This is a genomic window from Ruegeria sp. AE4 (genome assembly GCF_056542185.1).
Genome location: NZ_JBQFZK010000003.1, coordinates 112178 through 129445 on the forward strand (window position 1 = coordinate 112178; position 17268 = coordinate 129445).

The following is a 17268-nucleotide window of genomic DNA, read 5'->3' on the forward strand; positions in this document are numbered from 1 at the left end:
ATATTGTTTCGTCGTTAAGGTGTTTATTTCGGATGGCAATATCGTCGCATCTAAGGGGTACGACCCCAGTGTAACAAAAAAGGGCGTCCCATGGACGCCCTTTTCTATTTGGCTATTGGCGCACTTAGTCGCGCTCCACACACAGGGCGACACCCATGCCACCGCCGATGCACAAGGTGGCCAGACCTTTCTTTGCGTCGCGGCGCTTCATTTCGAACAGCAGCGTGTTCAGAACGCGGCAACCTGATGCGCCGATTGGGTGGCCGATGGCAATTGCGCCGCCGTTCACGTTCACAATCGACGGGTCCCAGCCCATGTCTTTGTTCACTGCGCAGGCCTGCGCGGCAAAGGCTTCGTTGGCTTCAACCAGGTCCAGATCGTCGACGGACCAACCTGCTTTTTCCAATGCCTTGCGCGATGCGTAGATCGGGCCAACGCCCATGATCGACGGGTCCAGCCCGGCAGTTGCGTAGGACGCGATGCGCGCCAAAGGTTCGATTCCGCGCTTCTCTGCGTTTTGAGCTGACATCAGCAGGGTTGCGGCCGCGCCGTCGTTCAGGCCCGAAGCGTTTGCAGCAGTGACCGATCCGTCCTTGGTAAAGGCGGGGCGCAGCTTTGCCATGGCTTCCATTGTAGCGCCGTGGCGGATGTATTCGTCCTTGTCCATCACGATGTCACCCTTGCGGGTCTTGATGGTGAAGGGCACGATTTCGTCGACAAACTTGCCAGCTTTTTGCGCCGCCTCGGCCTTGTTCTGCGAAGCGACAGCGAATTCATCCTGCATGTCGCGGCTGATCTGCCATTTCTCGGCAACATTTTCCGCCGTCTGACCCATGTGATAGCCGTTGAAGGCATCCCACAGACCATCGCGGATCATGGTGTCGATATATTTCATATCGCCCATCTTGTGACCGGCGCGCAGGGCAGCTGCGTGGGGCGACAGGGTCATGTTCTCTTGGCCACCAGCGGCGACGATGTCGGCATCACCGAGTTGGATATGCTGAGCGCCCAATGCGACCGCACGCAGGCCCGAGCCGCAAACCTGGTTGATGCCCCAGGCGGCACTTTCCAGCGGGAAACCGGCGTTGATATGCGCCTGCCGAGCCGGGTTCTGCCCCTGAGCCGCAGTCAGCACCTGACCCAAGATGGTTTCGCTGACTTCGCCTTTTTCAATCCCGGCGCGCTCAACAACTGCTTCCAGGACGGCCGCGCCCAGATCATGTGCGGGGGTGTTCGCAAACGAACCACTAAAGCTGCCGACACCTGTTCGTGCGGCGGATGCGATTACTACGTTGGTCATATGATCAGTCCTTTACCGTCATTGTCTGGCGGAATGTCTGACGGCGCAGGCCGAGAGTTTCCCTCTCGAAACAAGAGCGCCCCGTTATCCCCCGCTCAAGTACTTCTGCAATAGCGTAATGCTGCACTTGCAGCAACGGGCAGCTTGTCTCAGCTTGGGAAATGGCGGAAAAATGTCGATCACCCACGGGTCAACTTGCTGTTTTTGAAATTTTTTCCTGTTTCCACTGGGGCGAAACACTGGGCGCGCCAAACAAAAAGCCCTGCATGCAATCCACGCCAAATTCAAGCAAAAATGCCGCATCCTTCTGAGTTTCGACCGATTCGGCAGTGACCAGAATTTCAAACTCACGCGCTACGGCAATCAGGGCCCGCACCAAAGCCTGGTTGTCGGGGCTGTTGCTGATGCCCCTGATAAACTGACCGTCGATCTTGGCGGCGTCGAACAGAAACTCGCGAAAGTGGCGGAAACTGAAGTTGCTGGCACCAAAGTCGTCCAGCGCAAAGGCGATGCCGCGATCCTGTAGGCGGTCCATGAAGTCGACCACCAATTCCGGCACCTGCATAGCAGAACTTTCGGAGATTTCTAGGATCAGCCGTTCGCCCAGTTGCGGATCCCGTTTCAGAAACCGGTCCAGTATACCGGACCAGTTGGAATAACCGATCGAGCGGGCGGACATGTTGATCGACAGGCGGATCTGGGGGTTGTTCACCAACGTGCGCAGACCAAGTTCCAACGCGACGCAGTCGAGATCACGTCCGATCGGAGTGTTTTCAACCTGTGGCATGAACTCGCGCGCGGGGATAACGCGCCCTGTTTCATCCAATACACGAATGAAGCCTTCGTAAAACGCGATGTCATGCGGCGGGTGCGCCTGAACAACCGGCTGAAAGGCCAACCGACATTGCTTGTGCTTCACAGCATCGGTTGCCATCTGAACCACCGAACGATCCCGTGTTGACACTGCTGCATTCAAAGGGGTGTCCAACCCTTCGGGAAGATTGGTGAGCTTTTTGTTTCCCATAGGCGCAGATTCCCGTGTGTCCGGAACAGGTGTTTTGACACAGTTTCGGGGCAAACAGATGAATCTGCGGTTAAAGCGTCAGATGAAGTTGCTTATTGCGGTTTTCAGCGCGCGGAGTGCCCGGCACGGGCCAGCGACGCCGCGGCTCCGAGAAGGGCTCCTGTCGCACCCAGAATCATCAGGACAAAACCCAATGCGATCAGAGTGCCAACAAAGCTGCCGAGCGCGGCAAGCATGGCCAGCAACAGGCCAAACAACCCCACGAAGGTTGAAATGGTTGCCAAACGTTTCATGCCGCCCCTCGCTCATCTATGCGCCACATTCAATCACTGATATGGCGTGCAAAGACCGGAGTTCAAGTCTAGCGGGGCCTGACGGCTGTATCAGGCCTGTTCTGCCTGTCCTTTGGGCAGGATCTTGTCGACCTGCTCAAAACCGGGCGTTCCCCGGTCCTCGGGATGGCGAGCCAGGTGCTTGGCTTTTATCTGTTCCGAGTTGTCGCGGCTGCCGTCGTGGCTGTACCCCGGAGGCGCGAAACAATAGGCCAGACGTTGCCGTAGTGTCAGGCCGGGCTGCGTGGCGTCGTGCCAGATGCCGACCCATTCGTGAAACGCAACGCGCAAAGGGTTGAAGGTGCCGATATTGTGAACCAGCCCGTAATCGACCCGATCGTTTTCCTGTTCAGGCACAAATGTCCCGAACATCTTGTCCCAGATGATGAAAACTCCGGCGTAATTGCAATCCAGATACCGTGCGTTCCGGCCGTGATGCGCGCGATGATGGCTGGGGGTATTCATGACCGCTTCGAACCATCGGGGCATCTTGCCGATGGCCTCGGTGTGAATCCAGAACTGATAGATCAGGTTCAATCCACCGACGAACAGAACCATGGCCGGATGGAAACCCAGCAGGATCAGCGGCGCGCGAACGACCATCATGAACGTAAAGGTATAGGTCCAAGTCTGCCGCAGAGCTGTGGTCAGATTGTAGTGCTGTGAACTGTGGTGGTTGACATGGCTGGCCCAGACCCAGCGAATGCGATGCCCAAAACGGTGTACCCAGTAATAGCGAAGATCATCCAGGACAAAGCACAGAATGATAATGGGAATTGACGTGCCCAGGTCCAAAGGAGTGATCTGCCACAGCCACATGAAAAACGCATAGGCAATAAAGCCCAGCAAAAAGCCCGACGCGATGTTCCCGGCCCCCATGATCAGCGAGGTTACAGCATCGCGCGTTTCATACCGCCCGCCTTTGCCTTTGACTGCGATCCACAGGAATTCTGCCAGAATAGCAGCGATGAAAAACGGGACGGCCCATTGCACCGCATCGGGAAAGCTTACCTGGTCTGTCATGCGGGCCTCATCAAGTGTTGCCAGTGCTGGCGTTCGGTCTGGTCAAGGTGAAGAGTCGCGCGCGGGGTGCTGAAGTCGTGAAACCGAACTTCGATGCCATTGGCGGTCTCAAACCAGTCGAAGTCCTGGAGATGCCGCGCTACTGTGTCGGCGCCGAAGGACCAGATCAACCCAGCCCCGTTCTGGGTTCTTACCAGCGCCGCGTGACCGTCATGGGCGATTGTCACGTCGATCACCGTGTCTTCAGGGAAATGCCGCAGCCACTGGCGTGGCGCCGTGTCTGGCGTCAGCACGTGCAACCGCGACTTGCCTGTCAGATGCAACAATACCGTAATCCCGGCTATGCCTCCAACGACCAACACCAATAGAATTTCCAGCGGCATTCCATCCTCCTGAGCGCAGAGTGCAAAGGAGGATGGAAACTGTCAAAGGTGGCGTGACGTCAGCTGTGTTGCAAAATCAAGGCTCTGATCGCAGCCATTCGAGAAGCAGGAATACTAGTCGGAGATCGCGTAGGTTACTGGATCTCCCTTTCCCTTCTTGCGTACATCTTTGGCGGTAGCAGCATCAGCGGCTATCCAGAAATCACCCGCCATCGCGGCAATTCCTTCAATTGATTTCATAAAAATATCCTCCGGGTTGAATGCCCGAAGGATATCGCGATTCACTGAACTCGCTGACTATAAGGCTATTTCCTCAGCTTTCTGCGCCAACAAGCGTCGACACGATCGCCTTCGCGCTGTCCGAATTCCATTCGGCGTCGCCGATCAACCGCGCGATTTCCTGACCTTCGGGATTCAGAATGACCGTGATGGGCAATGCGATGATACCGAATTCGCGCGCGGCAGCCGAGCTGAGGTCCTGGTGACGCGGCAGGTTGGATATGCCATTTTCTTCGAAGAACTTCTTGATCCCTGCTGGTGAGTTGCGGCCTGTGGCAAGGGTCAGAACCTGAAACTTGTCCCCCCCGAACTCGTCCTGCAACTCGGCGATCTGAGGCATTTCTTTGCGGCAGGGGGCGCACCAGGTGGCCCAGAAGTTCAGCAGAACATACTTGCCCTCATAATCGGCCAGCGTGCCGACACCCCCGTCATCTTCCAGCTGAAACTCGATCACTTTTGCCGGTTTGGGTTCTTCATGCAGGATAAGGCGCTTCAGACTGCCTTCCCGTAAGGGGCCCAGTGTCGCGGCATCGGTTGCCAAAGCGGCATTTGCACCTAGCGCAAGGGCCATATAAAGGGGGATCAAACGAAATAGGCGCATATCAACTCCGGGTTTTCTTACATGACCGATCAATCCTCGAACCAGATGTGGGGCGGCCGCTTTGCCGCCGGTCCAGACGCGATCATGGAGGCGATCAACGCCTCGATCGGGTTCGATCAGCGGATGGCAGCCCAGGACATCGAAGGCTCGCGCGCCCATGCGGCCATGTTGGCTGCTACAGGCGTCATAAGTGATAGTGATGCTGAAGCCATTCGGGAAGGGCTGCTCACCGTTTTGTCAGAAATCCAGAGCGGCACGTTTCAGTTTTCAACTGCGTTGGAAGACATACACATGAATGTCGAGGCGCGGCTGAAAGAGATCATCGGCGAGCCTGCTGGCCGTTTGCACACAGGGCGTTCGCGCAATGATCAGGTGGCGACGGATTTCAAACTGTGGGTCCGGGATCAGCTAGACGCGGCTGAAACTGGTCTGCTGGCTCTGATTCGCGCGCTTTTGGCACAGGCCGAAGCAGGCGCCGATTGGGTCATGCCCGGCTTCACCCACCTGCAAACTGCGCAACCCGTAACATGGGGCCACCACATGATGGCCTATGTCGAGATGTTCGGCCGCGACCTGAGCCGAGTCCGCGACGCCCGTGCCCGAATGAACGAATCCCCGTTGGGGGCCGCCGCACTGGCGGGTACATCTTTCCCCATTGATCGCCATATGACGGCGCAGGCGTTGGGCTTTGATCGCCCCGCCGCCAACTCGCTGGATGCCGTCAGCGACCGCGATTTCGCGCTGGAGTTCCTGTCGACCGCCTCGATCTGCGCTGTGCACCTGTCGCGCTTTGCCGAGGAGCTGGTGATTTGGTCGTCGGCCCAGTTCCGTTTCGTGTCCCTGTCCGACCGGTTTTCGACCGGCTCGTCGATCATGCCGCAGAAAAAGAACCCGGATGCAGCCGAACTGATCCGCGCCAAGGTTGGGCGTATCTATGGGGCCAATACCGCGCTGATGATGGTGATGAAGGGCCTGCCGCTGACCTATTCAAAGGACATGCAGGAGGACAAGGAACAGGTCTTTGATGCCGCCGACAACTGGATGCTGGCACTGGCTGCGATGGAAGGGATGGTCAAGGACATGACCGCCAACCGCGACAGCCTTGCCGCCGCCGCCGGCTCGGGTTTCTCGACCGCTACGGATCTGGCCGACTGGCTGGTGCGGGTGCTGGGCCTGCCGTTCCGGGATGCGCATCACGTCACCGGATCACTGGTGGCCATGGCCGAAGGCAAGGATTGTGATCTGCCCGACCTGACGCTGGATGATATGCAATCGGTCCATGGTGATATCTCGGATGATGTCTACTCTGTCCTTGGCGTCGACAATTCGGTAAACTCGCGGCAGTCCTACGGTGGTACCGCCCCCGATCAGGTGCGGGCCCAGATCGAACGATGGAAGGCAATGGTATGACAACCGCGCTACGTGCGATCCTGATTGCGGTTTCCGGTCTGGTGCTGGCCGGGTGCGGGGCTGATGGCGAGCCTGATCAACCAACTGCCCCTCAACCCACGGTCAGTGCCACCATTGGGGTTGGATCAAGCGGCGCGTATGTTGGCGGGGGTGTCGGCCTAAGCCGCGGACCGCTGGGCATTTATCTTGGATTCTGATCCTTTTGAATGTTGCGCCCATGGTCCCGGCACCTCATGTTGGGTCCACGTATCGATTACCTGTCACACAAAGAAATGGTATTGAAATGAGAGTTCTGGGATTGGTTTGTGCACTTGTTGTTTTGGCGGCTTGCGAGCCTTCGTCAGCGCGACGCCCGGAACCTGCGGCCGAACCAAAACAATCGGGCACCGGCATTTCTATCTCGGGCTATGGCCGAGTTGGTGTTTCAACGCAAAACTAAACCGGGACCAAGGATACAGAATCCATTGATCCGAAGTCCTTTTATGGTCTAAGCGCGCAAGCATGGATCACTTTTTGTACCGCGACGGCGCGCTTTACGCCGAGGATGTCCCCGTCTCCGAAATCGCAGCCGCGGTTGGAACACCGTTCTACGTCTATTCCACGGCTACATTGCTGCGGCATTTCAAGCTGTTCGATGACGCGTTGGACGGCACCGATCATCTGGTCTGCTACGCGATGAAGGCGGCCAGCAATCAGGCGATCCTTAAGACATTGGCCCAAGCAGGTGCGGGGATGGACGTGGTCTCGGGCGGAGAATATCTGCGGGCGAAGGCGGCTGGTGTTCCCGGTGACAAGATCGTGTTCTCAGGTGTGGGGAAAACAGCGGACGAGATACGCATGGCGCTGAGCGGCGGCATTCGCCAGTTCAATGTCGAATCCGAGCCCGAAATGGAAGTGATCAACGCCATTGCGCTTGAGCTTGGCGTGATCGCGCCGATTACCGTCAGGGTGAACCCGGATGTTGATGCCAGGACGCATGCCAAGATTGCCACGGGCAAGTCCGAGAACAAGTTTGGCATTCCGATTGCCCGCGCCTCGGAAGTTTATGCTCACGCCGCCGACCTGCCGGGGCTGGAGGTGATCGGCATCGACGTTCACATCGGCTCGCAACTGACCGAACTTGAACCGTATGAGTTGGCCTACACAAAGGTGGCCGAGCTGACCGAGCGCCTCCGCTCTGAAGGTCACAACATTAGGCGCCTCGACCTGGGCGGTGGTTTGGGCATTCCATACACCCGGTCGAACGACGCACCGCCCTTGCCGATTGAATATGGTGCGCTGGTCAAGAAAACACTGGGCCATCTGGGCTGTGAGATCGAGATTGAGCCGGGCCGCCTGATCGCGGGCAATGCCGGGATCATGGTCAGCAAGGTCATCTATGTGAAATCAGGTGAAGGTCGCGACTTTTTGATCCTTGATGGGGCGATGAATGACCTGATCCGTCCCGCAATGTACGAAGCGTACCACGATATCGTAGCGGTGCAGGAACCGGCGGCTGGCGTGGAACAGCAAGCCTATGACATCGTAGGCCCGGTCTGCGAATCCGGTGATACCTTTGCCAAGCAGCGCAATATGCCACCGTTGAAATCGGGTGATCTGGTCGCATTTCGCAGCGCGGGTGCATACGGTGCGGTGATGTCCAGCGAATACAATACCCGTCCGTTGATCCCTGAAGTTCTGGTGAATGGCGATCAATTTGCAGTCATTCGTGAACGGCCAAGCTTTGACGAAATCATAAACCGCGATACCATACCATCGTGGCTTTGACGCGATAACCGCGCGGGCCCGTCCCGGAGGCCCGTCTTGACCAACAGTACGAACCTGCCCATTCCGCGCCTGTCCCTGTGGCTAACCCATCTTGGCATGGTGGCTGAACAGGTGCTGCGCGCGTTCTGGCCTGCGTTCTCGATTGTTCTGGCTTTGCTCGCCGCTCTGATGCTGGGGCTGCAGGATCATCTGCCCGTTGAAATCGTCTGGGGTGCTGGTGCGCTCTCGTTGATCTCTTTTGGTGTAGCATCCGTCCGCGGTGTCACGAAATTCAAACTGCCGTCCCGCGCTGATGCGCTGGCGCGGCTGGATGAGGCTCTGCCCGGTCGACCTATTCAGGCTTTGCTGGATGATCAGGCAATCGGTACCAACGATGGGGACTCGGTTGCCTTGTGGCAGGCGCACAAAGCCCGCATGGCACAGCGTGCGGCCACTGCTGAGGCTGTGAAACCAGATCTTCGGCTTGCGTCGCGTGATCCGTATGCGCTGCGCTATGCCGCTCTGCTGGCATTTGTCGTGGCGCTGATCTTTGGTTCGTTGTGGCGCGTGGGTTCAGTGGCGGACATGGCGCCGGGTACAGCCGTCGCTGGACAGGGCCCAACTTGGGAAGGATGGGTGGAACCCCCCAGATACACAGGTTTGCCGACCTTATATCTTGCTGATCAGACGGGGGCGGCGCTTTCTGTTCCCAAGGGCAGTCGCATCACCTTGCGACTTTACGGTGAGGTCGGTGCACATAGTCTGACCGAAAGCAGTTCTGCCAGCGGAACCGAGGCGGCAACAGACCCGGAACAGGAGTTTGTCGCCGAACGCTCGGGTCAGTTGCGCATTGATGGTCCGGTGGGGCGGGACTGGTCGGTGCAGGTCATTGACGACGCGGCTCCGCAGATTGCAGTTTCCGGTACCGCCGAGTCTGAAGCGGGCGGGCAGATGAAGCTGCCATTTTCCGCCAGCGACGATTACGGAGTGGTTTCGGGCTTGGCCCGGATCGAGCTGGATTTGGCGGCGATTGACCGTCGGTACGGACTGGCGGCCGAGCCAGAGCCGCGCGAGGTGATCGAAATTGAATTACCCATGCCGATCACCGGTGATCGGGCAGATTTCACCGAAGACCTGATCGAGGACTTCTCGCAGCATCCGTGGGCGCATTTGCCGGTCAGGATTACCTTGATGGCAACGGATGCAGCGGAGCAGCAAACGTCTTCGGATTCCTATGAGACGGCTTTGCCAGCACGGCGCTTCTTTGATCCGCTGGCGGCAGCCGTGATTGAGCAAAGGCGCGATCTGCTTTGGTCGCGATCCAATGCGCCTCGTGTCTCGCAATTGCTGAGGGCTGTGTCGCACCGCCCTGAGGATCTGTTTCGTTCTGACACAGCCTATCTGCGTCTGCGGGTTGTTCTGAGGCGATTGGAAACTTTTCATCGATACGGGTTGAAACCCAAACAACAGGAAGAGATTGCACAAGCCCTGTGGGACCTTGCCGTGGTGATCGAGGACGGGACGCTGGCGGATGCATTGGAACGGATGCGCCGCGCGCAGGAACGTCTGACCGAGGCGATGAAGAACGGGGCCAACGATGAAGAAATAGCGGAGTTGATGCAGGAATTGCGCGAGGCGACGCAGGATTACCTTCAGCAACTACAACGTCTGGCACAGCAAGATGGAGAAGACGGCGAACGTCAGCCCGGCCAGAATAGTGAATCTTTGCAAATGACGCAGGATGACCTGCAGCGCATGATGGACCGTATTCAGGAACTGATGGAACAAGGTCGCATGGCCGAAGCCCAGCAGGCGCTGGAAGAATTCCAGCAGATGATGGAGAACATGCGTGTAACTCAGGGTCAGGGCCAAGGGCAGCAATCCGAAGGCCAGCAGGCCATGGAAGGTCTTGCCGAAACCCTGCGCGAACAGCAGGGTCTTAGCGATCAGGCCTTTCGTGATTTGCAGGAACAATTCAACCCCGGCGCGCAATCAGGTGAAAGCCAAGGGAACGAAGGTCGCAACGGCGGGCAAGGTCGGGGGCAAAGCCACGAAGGTCAGGGCGGACAAGGTGAAGGTTCGGATCAGGCTGGAGACGGTGAGCAGGGGCAAGGCTCGCTCGCCGACCGACAGCAAGCGTTGAGAGACGAGTTGGGTCGTCAGCAACAAGGTCTCCCCGGTGTCGGCACACCCGAAGGTGACGCCGCGCGCGAGGCGCTGGATCGGGCCGGGCGCGCCATGGACGAGGCCGAGCAGGCCCTGCGTGGCGATGATCTCGCCGAAGCTATCGACCGTCAATCCGAAGCGATGGAAGCGTTGCGCGAAGGGATGCGGTCGCTGGGTGAAGCCATGGCGCAGGAACAGCAGAACCAACCAGGGCAGGGAACGCAGGACGGCGACATGCAGGCCAACAACCGCGATCCTCTGGGCCGAAACCCAGGCGCTGCGGGTTCGATTTCAACCGACGAGAACCTGTTGCAGGGCGAAGACGTTTATCGCCGGGCGCGCGAGTTGCTGGATGAAATCCGCCGTCGGACCGGTGAAACAGATCGTCCCCAGATCGAGCTGGAATACCTCAAGCGGTTGCTGGAGCGGTTCTAGCCCTTAGTTCTGCGCACCGGATCCTGCCTGAGTTTCGAGCCAGATGCGCGCCTGATCCACCAGCGACACATATGAGCTGAGCAACGGATCGGCCTGCGGTACAGCCTCGCTGATCTGGCGGGCATTCCCGTAGATCAGGTACAGAACCACGCCGATGATCAGCATCAGCGCAAAACCGCGCAAGAACCCACCGGACTTGCGAGGCGCCTGCGCCTCATCTTCTGCCGGGTCCGACCGCATGCTCGAGTTGATGGCATCGACATCCGGCAGTGCATCCTTTTGCCCGGCATCTACGGCGGTTTCCGAAGTTGCAGGGCGTTTGGGCCTGACCTTAGGTTCTGGCGGTGCTTCCAGGCCCAGATCGGGCTGGCTTTCCAGACCACCGCCTTCCTGCGCACGTAACTCCGCTTCTCGTGCGGCTTCTTCTTTCAGGATACTGGCGACTGATGGGGCAACATTTCCTGTAGATGCAGCAGGTTTTTCAACCTCTGGCGCTGATTTATCTGCGGGCTCGGCGTCCTTCTGGGCCTCGACCTCGGTGTCCGATGTATCTGCCTCAACAGGCTTGTCCTCGGGCGCGTTCGGTTCATCCGTCGGCTCGGATGGATGCTTGGCCTGAAACCAGGTCTGATCGCAGTTCGAACACTGCACATCGCGGCCTTCCTCGGGGATGACCTCGTCAGGAACTTCGTACTGCGCAGTGCAATTCGGACATGTAAGACGCATACTGCCTCCTCGGCCGGATGAAGGGCCGATAATAGTTTTTTCAGGGATGATATTCCGTTAAGACCCAACAGCAAAGGGCGTTTTCGGTTTCATGGGCCAAGTGTCACCAATTGGACTCGGTAGAGCCATTGAAACCGTCGCCCTGCTCGGGCAAGAAGAGCGGCAAAATATTGGGGGCACGTGTGATCGAGCTGGAAAATGTCAGCTATACCTACGGTGGCGGCGAGTTGCTGAGCGATGTCTCGGTTCAACTACAGCCGGGGTCGTTCCACTTTCTGACCGGTCCGTCAGGAGCGGGAAAGACGACATTGCTCAAGCTGTGTTACGGGGCACTGTTACCAACCTCTGGACGTCTTAGCGTATTTGATCAAGATATCTCGGCCCTTGATCGGGATCAGCTGGCCGTGCTCCGCCGACGCGTCGGCGTTGTTCATCAGGATTGCCAGTTCCTTGACCATATGACGCTTGCCGAGAATGTCGCCTTGCCACTGATGGTCTCCGGGCGCGGGGAGTCGTCTGGGCAAGACAATTTGACCGAACTGCTCAGCTGGGTGGGGCTTGGTGCACGTCTCGAAGCGCGGCCACCGGAATTATCCGGCGGTGAACGTCAACGGGCGGCTCTGGCGCGCGCTGTCATCCTGTCGCCTGATGTCATATTGGCGGATGAACCCACCGGCAATGTAGATTGGGAGATGTCGCAACGTTTGTTGCACCTGCTGGTCGAGCTGAACCGTATGGGAAAGACCGTTCTGATTGCCACCCATGACCTGAGCCTGATCCGCGCGGCAAAAAGTCATGTTCAGGCACGTGTTTTGCGGATTTCGCAGCGAAAGCTGCATCTGGCGGGGGCAGACCTGTGACTGGGGCTGATATCCGAAACTTGCTGCGCGGCGATACCCGTGCTGACCGTGTTGTTCCGCCAACCGGCTACACCGCGCATCTGACGCTGTTTGTCGCTGGTGCTATGGCATTTCTTGCTGTTTTTGCTTTGGCTTTGTCCCTCGCCTCTGGCCGCATCGCGGATCGGTGGGCCTCGGAACTGGCGGGCGCTGCAACCTTACGCATCAACGCACCGGCCGAGCAGCTTGCTGCCCAGACAGAAGCGGCATTGACCGTCCTCAGCCAGACACCCGGTGTCGCATCCGCCCGTTCGCTTAGCGCAGATGAACAAGCCGCGTTGCTGGCACCATGGTTCGGGCCGGACCTGCCGTTGGATACTTTGCCAATCCCGCAGCTGATTGAGATCATCGAGGGCGAACCGGGACTGGATGCGCTCGGGCTGCGATTGCGATTGGGGGCCGAGGTACCCGGCGCGGTTCTGGATGATCATACGCGATGGCGCGAACCGCTGGTTGATGCTGCGATGTCCCTGCGTCGTTTGGGGTGGATCTCTATCCTGCTGATCGGTGGCGCGACCGCTGCGATGATTACCCTTGCGGCCAACGCATCACTTGCGGCCAATGCGCAGATTATCGAGGTCCTGCGATTGGTTGGCGCACAGGATGGTTTCATCGCAGGTGCTTTTGTACGGCGGTTTACCTATCGCGCGTTTTTCGGCGCCTCGGTTGGGACCCTGCTGGGAATGACAGGTGTCTTGCTTTTGCCCGAAGCTTCGGACGCGGGCGGATTTCTGACCGGAGTTGGATTTCAGGGCAAAGACTGGGTATTGCCGGTTCTTATCCCCGTCCTTGGGGCAGCCGTTGCCTTTGTTGCCACATGGGCCGCGGCCCGACGCAAGTTGAAGGAGCTTTCCTGATGTTGACGGCAATTCAGTGGGTTCGTTCCCTCATCTTCATGATTGTGATCTATGCCTGGATGCTGATCCTTGGCATCGCGTTTCTGCCTTATGCGCTGTTTTCTAAAAACGGTGCGCTGAAAGCGTGCAAAACCTACGCCAAAAGCACCATGTGGCTGGCACGGTGGATGGTTGGTATCCGCTGCGAGGTGCGGGGCAATGCCCCAACGAATGAAGTGGTCATCGGGGCCAAACATCAGTCGTTCCTTGATATCATCATGATTTTCGACGCCATTCCGCACGGCAAATTTATCATGAAGCGCGAGCTGTTGTTCACACCTGTCATTGGCATGTATGCACGACGCCTTGGTTGTATCCCGGTCAATCGCGGCAAGCGCGGTGCGGCTGTGGCAAAAATGGTCAAGGACGTCTCAAAAGAGTTTTCCGAACCCGGACAGCTGGTGATCTATCCGCAGGGCACGCGTGTGGCGCCGGGTGCAAAGAAACCCTACAAGGTTGGTACAGCGATCCTGTATGAAGGCCTCGGTTTTCCATGCGTTCCGGTTGCGACGAATGCTGGCGTATTCTGGCCCCGTACAGGCGTGATGCGTAAACCCGGCCTTGCCATTGTAGATTTTCTGGAGCCGATCAAACCGGGTGTAGTCCGCGATGAGTTCCTCGCGCGGTTGGAGGAAGTGATCGAAACACGTTCGAACGAATTGATGCGCGAAGTGGGGTTTGATCCTGATGGAATTCATTGAAAAAGTAGAAGATCTCGAGGCGTTGTACGGAACGCCGGGTGCTGCTTCGTTGCGAAAGGTCGTTCGACACTTAACTCCGCTCTATCGCAAGTGGATTGAAGCCGCGCGCCTTTGTGTTCTCAGTACAGTTGGTCCCGAGGGTGTGGACGGAAGCCCACGTGGGGACGACGGTGCTGTTGTGCGTGAGTTAAACCCAAAAACGCTGGCGTTGCCTGACTGGCGGGGAAACAACCGCCTGGACAGCTTGCGCAACATTGTTCGGGACGCGCGCGTTTCGCTGATGTTCTTTGTGCCAGGGTCTGACAATGTCGTTCGGGTAATCGGAACAGCCCGATTGACCGCAGACGCGGCATTGCGCAACCAGTTCGAAAAGGCTGGCAAGGTTCCGGCGACGGTTATCGTTGTGCAGATTGACGAGATTTACAGCCAGTGCGCGCGTGCACTGATGCGCGCCCGCACTTGGACTTGTGGCGACGAAAGCAAGGACCTTCCGACGATTGGGCAGCTTTTGTCCGAGGCGTCAGAAGGTGAAGAGGGCGGCGCGCAGTATGACAAAGACTGGGCTGCACGCGCCGCCAAAACAATGTGGTAGGTAACGGACAGTTGTTCAGTCAAGCTGCGGCGGCTCCGATTCTGGACACTTTTTTGATCCAGCGCTCGACGCTGCCCGGTTTGGGATAGCTTGCGCCTGCAAAATAAGTGAACCGCGTTGGTTTGAAGCCAACAAACCCGAGGATCTGGCCCCGAACCTGTCGAATAAGCGCTTGCCTGTACATCAGGCGCATGAACCAGCCCGGCGTGTCAGAGGTCAGGATAACGCGCGCGGTGCGTCCAGTCAGCATCGGGGCTGGCAGGCCAGCCATCGTGGTGTTGCGGGTGTCGAATGTCCGTCCCGGTATGAACATCCGGTCAATCAATCCCTTGAGTTTTGCAGGCAGCCCGCCCCACCACATAGGTGTGGTCAGGACCAAATGATCGCTCCATTCGAAGTCCTGCAACACGTGTTCCAGAACCGGCTCAAGCGGCTTGAAGTCGTGATAGTTGCCCTGACCGAAATCAAAATCGAACTGTAGGTCGCTCAGATGGACTATCCGGACGTCATGTCCGTTTTTGCGAGCTGCCTCGCCATAGGTTTCTGCGAATGTGCGTGACAAGCTGCTTTCTGCCGGATGTCCATCGAGGATGAGGATTTTCTTGGGGTGCATCGGGGTTCTCCTAAAAATGACCGCGGTCAGTTTATAGAATCAAAAAATGACCGCGGTCAATATTAAATTTGACCACGGTCAAAAAATGTGCGATTGGGCGTTATGCAAAAAACGATCCAGAAACGTACCATCAAGACCCGCGCCAAGCTTCTATCAGCTGCGGAAGAGGTTTTCCGACATGGCGGATATGAAGCCTTGCGGGTGGATGAAGTTGTAAAGGCCGCGGGTGTTGCCAAGGGGACCTTCTTTGCACACTTCCGCGACAAGGATGCGCTGATGGAAATCTTGATAGCGGACAAGCTGAATGCTTGCCTGGATCAGGCCCGATCCGGTACCCCACCCAAAACGGTACCAGAGATTATCGCTTCGCTGGAACCGGTCCACGAATTCATGACGTCCGAACGGTACGTGTTCGATCTGTTGATCAGATACTCGGGGGCAACGGCAATCGCAGATATTGGGCCGATTGCCTATTGTTTTGAACGGTATTTCCGGGTCGTGATGATGTGGCTTGAAACCGCAGAGGTACGCAAGGATGTACCATCCGAGCTGTTGGCAGAAGGCGTGCAGGCCTTTGCCATTCAGGCCATGTCCTTACAGTATTGCGCGCTGCATTCAGCGACAACGTTCACAGACAGACTGGAAACATATCTGGATGCATGGCTGACCCCGGCAAGCTGATCGCCGCAGGGGTCAGGGGTGTTAGCTGTGGATCGGGCCGTCTCCGCAGGCCAGGGCAGCCTCGCGCACCGCTTCGGAATACGTCGGATGCGCGTGGCAGGTGAGCGCCAGATCCTCGGCAGAAGCACCGAATTCCATCGCCACACAAACCTCGTGGATCAGATCACCTGCGCCCGGGCCGATGATATGGGCACCCAGAATGCGATCGGTTTCCCTGTCGGCCAGAATCTTGACGAACCCGTCAGCCGCAAAATTCGCCTTGGCACGCCCATTGCCCATGAACATGAACTTGCCGACCTTATAGGCACGACCTTGTTCCTTGAGCGTCGCTTCGGTTTCACCGACATTCGCGACTTCTGGCCAAGTGTAGATCACGCCCGGAATCACGCCATAGTTCACATGACCGTGCTTGCCTGCAACCTGTTCGGCAGCGGCCATTCCTTCGTCTTCGGCCTTGTGTGCCAGCATCGGGCCTTCGGTCACGTCGCCAATTGCATAGATGCCCGGCACGTTGGTCTGCCAGTCGGCACCAACCTTGATCTGACCACGTTGGGTCATCTCGACGCCCAAAGCGTCCAGCCCCAGACCATCCGAATAGGGTTTGCGGCCTGTGGCAACCAGCACAGTGTCGGCGTCGATCACATGTTCACTGTCGTCTTTGAGCAGCTTGTAGGTAACTTTGGCCTTGGTCTTGGTCGCTTCGGTTTTCTGCACCGCTGCACCCATGATAAAGGTCAGGCCCTGTTTCTTGAGAATGCGCTGGAAGGTTTTTTGCACCTCAGGGTCCATGCCCGGCGTGATCTCCTTGAGGAACTCGATCACCGTCACCTCGGCGCCCAGGCGGCTGTAAACCGATCCCAGTTCCAGCCCGATCACACCCGCGCCGATCACAACCATTTTCTTCGGGACTTTGTTCAGCGACAAAGCACCGGTTGAAGTCACGACAACCTTCTCATCAACTTCAACACCGGGCAGAGAAGATGGTTCCGATCCAGAGGCGATGATAATGTTCTTGGTCTCGTGGACCTCATCACCCACCTTGACCTGACCTGCGGCTGGGATTGATCCCCAGCCTTTCAGCCAGTCGATCTTGTTCTTCTTGAACAGAAATTCGATGCCTTTGGTGTTGCCGTCGATGACCTCGTCCTTGTAGGCCTGCATCTGCTTCCAATCGACTGAAGGCGCTTTGCCCTTCAGGCCCATCTTGGCAAAGTTATGCTCGGCCTCGTGCAGCTGATGGCTGGCATGCAGCAGCGCCTTGGAGGGAATGCAGCCCACGTTCAGGCAAGTACCGCCCAGTGTTTCGCGCCCTTCGACCACGGCGGTTTTCAAACCCAGTTGAGCGCAGCGGATCGCGCAGACATAGCCGCCGGGCCCGGCGCCGATTACGATGACGTCATAATTTGCCATTACATTCTCCTAAATCGACCGGACGTTCCGGCGCTTCCCCGACCCGATTTG

19 protein-coding genes are annotated in these 17268 nt (G+C 57.7%); 9 read left to right on the top strand and 10 right to left on the bottom strand.

All coding sequences use genetic code 11. The annotated features are described in order from the left end of the window. Positions 1-124 precede the first annotated feature (124 nt). From ACR0EK_RS07135 to ACR0EK_RS07165, 7 genes are all read right to left on the bottom strand, one after another. A complete protein-coding gene (locus tag ACR0EK_RS07135) occupies positions 125-1300 on the bottom strand; it encodes an acetyl-CoA C-acetyltransferase (RefSeq protein ID WP_480899233.1) in 1176 nt (391 codons plus the stop codon). A 190-nt stretch (positions 1301-1490) separates the two neighbouring features. Next, on the bottom strand, positions 1491-2324 hold the full coding sequence (locus ACR0EK_RS07140) for an EAL domain-containing protein (protein ID WP_480773341.1): 834 nt from the start codon (positions 2322-2324) through the stop codon (positions 1491-1493). A 104-nt stretch (positions 2325-2428) separates the two neighbouring features. Continuing rightward, on the bottom strand, positions 2429-2617 hold the full coding sequence (locus ACR0EK_RS07145) for a hypothetical protein (protein ID WP_480585514.1): 189 nt from the start codon (positions 2615-2617) through the stop codon (positions 2429-2431). Between the two features lie 90 nt (positions 2618-2707). Then, positions 2708-3679, bottom strand: a complete 972-nt coding sequence (locus ACR0EK_RS07150) for a sterol desaturase family protein (protein ID WP_480558781.1) — start codon at positions 3677-3679, stop codon at positions 2708-2710. Continuing rightward, positions 3676-4062 (bottom strand): hypothetical protein, encoded by a 387-nt coding sequence (locus ACR0EK_RS07155; protein ID WP_480558783.1) that lies wholly within the window; start codon positions 4060-4062, stop codon positions 3676-3678. The genes ACR0EK_RS07150 and ACR0EK_RS07155 overlap by 4 nt, the downstream gene beginning before the upstream one ends. Before the next feature lie 114 nt (positions 4063-4176). Then, positions 4177-4302 carry a hypothetical protein gene (locus ACR0EK_RS07160; RefSeq protein ID WP_480558785.1) on the bottom strand — a complete coding sequence of 42 codons (126 nt, stop codon included), beginning with the start codon at positions 4300-4302 and terminating at the stop codon, positions 4177-4179. Positions 4303-4375: 73 nt separating this feature from the next. Beyond that, the gene (locus ACR0EK_RS07165) at positions 4376-4942 is read right to left on the bottom strand and encodes a TlpA disulfide reductase family protein (RefSeq protein WP_480558787.1); all 567 of its coding nucleotides are present in this window, start codon (positions 4940-4942) and stop codon (positions 4376-4378) included. A gap of 21 nt (positions 4943-4963) precedes the next feature. Here ACR0EK_RS07165 and argH point away from each other — a divergent pair, with 21 nt between their 5' ends. From argH to ACR0EK_RS07185, 4 genes are all read left to right on the top strand, one after another. Next, positions 4964-6352, top strand: coding sequence for an argininosuccinate lyase (argH, locus tag ACR0EK_RS07170; RefSeq protein ID WP_480558789.1), 1389 nt, complete (start codon positions 4964-4966; stop codon positions 6350-6352). Beyond that, positions 6349-6549 (top strand): argininosuccinate lyase, encoded by a 201-nt coding sequence (locus ACR0EK_RS07175; RefSeq protein ID WP_480486634.1) that lies wholly within the window; start codon positions 6349-6351, stop codon positions 6547-6549. The genes argH and ACR0EK_RS07175 overlap by 4 nt, the downstream gene beginning before the upstream one ends. Before the next feature lie 304 nt (positions 6550-6853). After that, a complete protein-coding gene (lysA, locus tag ACR0EK_RS07180; protein ID WP_480899236.1) occupies positions 6854-8119 on the top strand; it encodes a diaminopimelate decarboxylase in 1266 nt (421 codons plus the stop codon). A gap of 96 nt (positions 8120-8215) precedes the next feature. Then, on the top strand, positions 8216-10699 hold the full coding sequence (locus ACR0EK_RS07185; protein ID WP_480899379.1) for a TIGR02302 family protein: 2484 nt from the start codon (positions 8216-8218) through the stop codon (positions 10697-10699). Positions 10700-10702: 3 nt separating this feature from the next. On the opposite strand, the gene ACR0EK_RS07190 is transcribed toward ACR0EK_RS07185, so the two are convergent. After that, a complete protein-coding gene (locus ACR0EK_RS07190) occupies positions 10703-11425 on the bottom strand; it encodes a zinc-ribbon domain-containing protein (protein WP_480486637.1) in 723 nt (240 codons plus the stop codon). A 182-nt stretch (positions 11426-11607) separates the two neighbouring features. Between ACR0EK_RS07190 and ACR0EK_RS07195 the strand changes: the two genes are divergently transcribed. The 4 genes from ACR0EK_RS07195 to ACR0EK_RS07210 are packed head-to-tail and all read left to right on the top strand — an operon-like array spanning position 11608 to position 14513. Next, positions 11608-12285: a cell division ATP-binding protein FtsE gene (locus tag ACR0EK_RS07195; protein WP_209506709.1), complete on the top strand. Its 678-nt coding sequence runs from the start codon at positions 11608-11610 to the stop codon at positions 12283-12285. After that, on the top strand, positions 12282-13181 hold the full coding sequence (locus tag ACR0EK_RS07200) for a cell division protein FtsX (RefSeq protein WP_480506720.1): 900 nt from the start codon (positions 12282-12284) through the stop codon (positions 13179-13181). Before ACR0EK_RS07195 ends, ACR0EK_RS07200 begins: the two co-directional genes overlap by 4 nt. After that, on the top strand, positions 13181-13921 hold the full coding sequence (locus tag ACR0EK_RS07205; protein ID WP_480899237.1) for a lysophospholipid acyltransferase family protein: 741 nt from the start codon (positions 13181-13183) through the stop codon (positions 13919-13921). Before ACR0EK_RS07200 ends, ACR0EK_RS07205 begins: the two co-directional genes overlap by 1 nt. Then, positions 13908-14513, top strand: coding sequence for a pyridoxamine 5'-phosphate oxidase family protein (locus ACR0EK_RS07210; protein WP_480899238.1), 606 nt, complete (start codon positions 13908-13910; stop codon positions 14511-14513). The genes ACR0EK_RS07205 and ACR0EK_RS07210 overlap by 14 nt, the downstream gene beginning before the upstream one ends. Positions 14514-14532: 19 nt before the next feature. Here ACR0EK_RS07210 and ACR0EK_RS07215 read toward each other — a convergent pair whose 3' ends face one another. Continuing rightward, complete coding sequence (locus tag ACR0EK_RS07215; protein ID WP_209506555.1) at positions 14533-15126, bottom strand: NAD(P)H-dependent oxidoreductase; 594 nt, start codon at positions 15124-15126, stop codon at positions 14533-14535. A 102-nt stretch (positions 15127-15228) separates the two neighbouring features. Here ACR0EK_RS07215 and ACR0EK_RS07220 point away from each other — a divergent pair, with 102 nt between their 5' ends. After that, positions 15229-15807, top strand: a complete 579-nt coding sequence (locus tag ACR0EK_RS07220) for a TetR/AcrR family transcriptional regulator (protein ID WP_480773336.1) — start codon at positions 15229-15231, stop codon at positions 15805-15807. A 21-nt stretch (positions 15808-15828) separates the two neighbouring features. Here the strand turns inward: ACR0EK_RS07220 and lpdA are convergent, their stop codons facing one another. Then, positions 15829-17217 carry a dihydrolipoyl dehydrogenase gene (lpdA, locus tag ACR0EK_RS07225; protein ID WP_480899240.1) on the bottom strand — a complete coding sequence of 463 codons (1389 nt, stop codon included), beginning with the start codon at positions 17215-17217 and terminating at the stop codon, positions 15829-15831. Between the last annotated feature and the right edge of the window lie 51 nt (positions 17218-17268).